The sequence below is a fragment of the Pseudoalteromonas sp. SR41-4 genome (assembly GCF_014163985.1).
Classification (GTDB): Bacteria; Pseudomonadota; Gammaproteobacteria; order Enterobacterales; family Alteromonadaceae; genus Pseudoalteromonas; species Pseudoalteromonas rhizosphaerae.
Window position 1 is genome coordinate 1 of the sequence record NZ_JACJEI010000098.1, and the last position, 251, is coordinate 251.

The following is a 251-nucleotide window of genomic DNA, read 5'->3' on the forward strand; positions in this document are numbered from 1 at the left end:
GGCGAATTAGCGGGCACGCCACAGAACGAGGATGTGGGCAGCTACGCGGCTATTACTATCAGTGTTAACGATGGCACAGATAGCGCCAGTTTAACGCCATTTACATTAGAGGTAACCAACACCAATGATGCGCCGGTAGGGCAAAACTTCGCGTTTAACCTCGATGAAGCCGCGACTTTAACCGTGGCACTTGCAAACGGGTTATTAAGTAACGCCAGCGATGATGATGCAGGCGACACACTCAGCGCAGA

At 51.8% G+C, this 251-nt stretch carries 1 protein-coding gene; it reads left to right on the forward strand.

The window, feature by feature from the left end:
• Nucleotides 1-251, forward strand: a 251-nt coding sequence (locus H5180_RS23385; protein ID WP_182759266.1) for a hypothetical protein, incomplete at both ends; no start/stop codon positions are given.